This is a genomic window from Kitasatospora sp. MBT63 (assembly GCF_000710465.2).
Taxonomy (GTDB): Bacteria; Actinomycetota; Actinomycetes; order Streptomycetales; family Streptomycetaceae; genus Kitasatospora.
On the sequence record NZ_JAIZ01000175.1, the window covers coordinates 2,130 to 6,001 of the forward strand.

General features: G+C 72.0%; 4 protein-coding genes. All 4 read right to left on the bottom strand.

Annotated features, from left to right (window positions below):
• Positions 1–12 precede the first annotated feature (12 nt).
• Positions 13–519 (bottom strand): hypothetical protein, encoded by a 507-nt coding sequence (locus AA75_RS12230; protein WP_033819956.1) that lies wholly within the window; start codon positions 517–519, stop codon positions 13–15.
• Positions 516–1,583, bottom strand: a complete 1,068-nt coding sequence (locus tag AA75_RS12235) for a ParA family protein (protein WP_033819957.1) — start codon at positions 1,581–1,583, stop codon at positions 516–518. The genes AA75_RS12230 and AA75_RS12235 overlap by 4 nt, the downstream gene beginning before the upstream one ends.
• Positions 1,584–2,045: 462 nt before the next feature.
• Positions 2,046–3,161, bottom strand: coding sequence for an alanine dehydrogenase (gene ald / locus AA75_RS12240; RefSeq protein ID WP_033819958.1), 1,116 nt, complete (start codon positions 3,159–3,161; stop codon positions 2,046–2,048).
• A 241-nt stretch (positions 3,162–3,402) separates the two neighbouring features.
• Positions 3,403–3,872: tetratricopeptide repeat protein (locus AA75_RS12245; RefSeq protein WP_149038091.1), on the bottom strand; the 470-nt coding region annotated here is incomplete at its 5' end.

Consider the following 3,872-nt stretch of genomic DNA (forward strand, 5'->3'; position numbering starts at 1 on the left):
GGACGGCGGGCGTCAGCGCCCGCGCAGCCGCCGGACCAGGATGCTCGCCTCGCCGCGCTGCTCCAGGTCGGCCAGCACCACCGAGATGGCCTCGCGGACCACCCGGCCGCGGTCGACCGCGAGGCCGTGCTCGCCGCGCAGCACCAGGCGGGCGTGCTCGAGGTCCATCAGTTCCTCGGCGGAGACGTACACGGTGATCTTCTCGTCGTGCCGCTCCCGGCCGGTCGGCCGGCGGGCGCCGCGGCCGCGCTGGCGGGGCCGCCGGGCGGCCTCGGCCGCCTGCTCCTCGCCGCCGGCGTGCCGTACGGCCGCCGAGGAGGCGTCCGCGGGGCCGCTGTGCGGCTCGGGACGGGCCGCCGGTACCTCGGGTGCCCCGGAGGCCTGATCGGCCTTCCTGGCCGCCTCGGCCGCTCGGGCGGTCTCCGCTCGGGCCGCCGACGCCTCGGCCGACCTGAGGGAGGGCGACAGGGCCATCCCCCCGGTGGCCCGGAACAGCTCGTCGGCCCCCGGGAGACTCACTCGACGGGGCGGCACCGGTCGAGCACCTCCCTGGCGAGCTGACGGTAGGCGGCGGCACCGACCGAGTTGGTGGCGTACGTGGTGATCGGCTCGCCGGCCACGGTGGTCTCCGGGAACCGCACGGTCCGGCCGATGACGGTGTGGAAGACGTGCTCCCCGAAGGCCTCGACCACGCGCGCCAGCACCTCGCGGCTGTGCACGGTGCGGGAGTCGTACATGGTGGCCAGGATGCCGTCCAGGCGCAGCTCCGGGTTGAGCCGCTCGCAGACCTTCTCGATGGTCTCGGTGAGCAGCGCGACCCCGCGCAGCGCGAAGAACTCGCACTCCAGCGGCACGATGACGCTGTGAGCGGCCGTCAGGGCATTGACCGTCAGCAGGCCCAGCGAGGGCTGGCAGTCGATGATGACGTAGTCGTAGTCCGGCAGCAGCGGCTTGAGCGCCCGCGCCAGCGCGGACTCCCGGGCCACCTCGCTGACCAGCTGCACCTCGGCGGCCGACAGGTCGATGTTGGAGGGCAGCAGGTCCATGCCGGGGACGGCGGTCTTCAGCAGCACCTCATCGGCCGTCAGACCCCGCTCCATGAGCAGGTTGTAGACCGTGACGTCGAGTTCCATCGGGTTGACGCCCAGGCCCACCGAGAGCGCGCCCTGCGGGTCGAAGTCGACCAGCAGGACCCGGCGGCCGTACTCGGCGAGGGCGGCGCCCAGGTTGATGGTCGAGGTGGTCTTGCCGACCCCGCCCTTCTGGTTGCACATCGCGATGATCTGCGCGGGGCCGTGCTCGGCCAGCGGCGCCGGGATCGGGAAGTACGGCAGCGGGCGGCCGGTCGGGCCGACCCGCTCGCGGCGCTGGCGGGCGGCGTCGGGGGCCAGGGTGGCGGCGTACTCGGGGTCCGGCTCGTACTCGGCGTCCGGGTCGTCGTACGGGCCGTAGCCGAGCTCGTTGTAGGCCAGCCCGTAGGCGGCGAACTCGGCGTCCAGGTCGGCGGGGGTGGCGGAGGGGGCGGTGTGCTGACGCGCCTCGAAGGTGCGGACCGCCACCGAGCCGACCTCCACCGTGCCCACCGCGGCCTGCCGGGCGGTGAGCTCCTCGTTCGACTGTCCGGCTGCGTGCTCCGCCAGTCCTGGCTGACCACCCCCGGGAGCAAATGTCGACTCATTCACAAGTCGTCTTACCTCCTTGGGTTTCCAGGACTCTAAGTCGATTCGTCAGCGTGGCAGCTAGCCGACGGTTTGCGACTCTAGGCCGTTTCGGGCGTTCGCAGCAACACAATCCACGGTAGTGGGCCGGATGTGTCGGCGGCCGACCAGGTATCTGTCAAGGGATGGCAGGGCTTGTGACCCTAACGTTTCTGCGGACCCCGGGCACTTCCCGAGGGCCGGTCAGAACACCCGGTCCACAGGGCGGGTGACATGATGCACATAAATTGACATCCCGGGGTCACCACCCGGCCACCCCGGCCGTGGGCATGCCGAACGCCCCCGGCCCGAGGGAAGCGGGCCGGGGGCGTACGGACGGGGGCGGCGTCAGGCGAGGACGCTGTCCAGGGAGACGGACTCCAGGCCGAAGGCCTCGGCGACCGCACCGTAGGTGATCTGGCCCTCGTGCACGTTCAGGCCCTTGGCGAGCGAGGCGTCCCGGCGCAGCGCCTCCTTCCACCCGCGGTTGGCCAGCTCGACGACGTACGGCAGCGTCGCGTTGGTCAGCGCGTAGGTGGAGGTGTTCGGGACGGCGCCCGGCATGTTGGCCACGCAGTAGAAGACCGAGTTGTGGACCTCGAAGGTCGGCTCGGCGTGCGTGGTGGCGCGGGAGTCCTCGAAGCAGCCGCCCTGGTCGATCGCGATGTCGACCAGCACGGAGCCCGGCTTCATCCGGGAGACCAGCTCGTTGGTGACCAGCTTGGGGGCCTTGGCGCCCGGGATCAGCACGGCGCCGATCACCAGGTCCGCCTCCAGGACGGCCTTCTCCAGCTCGAAGCTGTTGGACATGATGGCCTTGATCTTCGTGCCGAAGATCTTGTCGGCCTCGCGCAGCTTGTTGATGTCGCGGTCGAGCAGGGTCACCTCGTAGCCCATGCCGATGGCGATGGTGGCCGCGTGCCAGCCGGAGACGCCACCGCCGATGACGACGGCCTTCGCCGGGTGGGTGCCGGGCACACCGCCGGGCAGGGTGCCGCGGCCGCCGGCCGGGCGCATCAGGTGGTACGAACCGACCTGCGGGGCCAGCCGGCCCGCGACCTCGGACATCGGGGCGAGCAGCGGCAGGGCGCCGTTGGCGAGCTGCACGGTCTCGTACGCGATGGCGGTGGTGCCGGAGGCGATCAGCGCGTCGGTCCCGGCCCGGTCGGCCGCCAGGTGGAGGTACGTGAAGAGGGTCTGACCCTTGCGCAGGCGGTGGTACTCCTGCGCGATGGGCTCCTTGACCTTCAGCAGCAGGTCGGCGGTGGCCCACACCTCGTCGGCGGTGGGGAGGATGGCGGCACCGGCCGCCACGTACTCCTCGTTCGGGATCGAGGAGCCGATGCCGGCGTTGTCCTCGATGTAGACCTCGTGGCCGTTGCGGACCAGCTCATGCACGCCGGCAGGCGTGATGGCCACGCGGTACTCGTGGTTCTTGACCTCGCGGGGGATGCCGACCTTCACGGCTAAACACGTCCCTCTTACCTGGGGGTCCCGGCCGGGGAAGACCGGCGGGTGACGCGCACGGGGAAGCCTCCGGGACAGGCCGGGGCACGGATCGCTGCGCGACTGGAGTCGAGTGTAATGAAGCCCAGTGGATCCGTCAGCCTTCCAAACTGAATAAATCTGCCGGACACGTTGGCAGTTTCGTAGGCTTGCATCACGATCTAGGTGTCAATGTGGGGTGAAACGCCCTTAATCGACACTACTCCGAAACCAGCAGATACCCCTCACCGTCGACCAGCCGCCGCAGCCGCTCCACGGCCTGCGCCAGGGCCGCCGCGGCCGTGTCCTCGCCGAGCCTGCGCAGCACCGCTGCCGCCGCCCGGTACTCGCGCACCGCCTCGTCGAAGCGCCGCTGCGCGGCGTGCGCCTCGGCGGTGCGCACCAGCAGCCGGGCCTCGGCCCGCTGGTCGCCGAGACCCTGCCGCAACGCCAGCGCCCGGCCGTACCAGTCGGCGGCCCTGACCGGGTCGCCGAGCGCCCGGTGGCAGCCGCCGGTGCCCTCCAGGGCGCGGGCGCAGGCGCTCTCGTCACCGGCGGTGCGGGCGTGCTCGAGGGCCGCCCGGTAGTGCTCCTCGGCCCTGGCCCAGTGGCCCTCGGCCGCCTGCAGGTCCCCGAGGTTGAGCAGGGCCGCCGCCGCCCGGCGCGGGGCCGCCTGCCGCTCGGCCACCC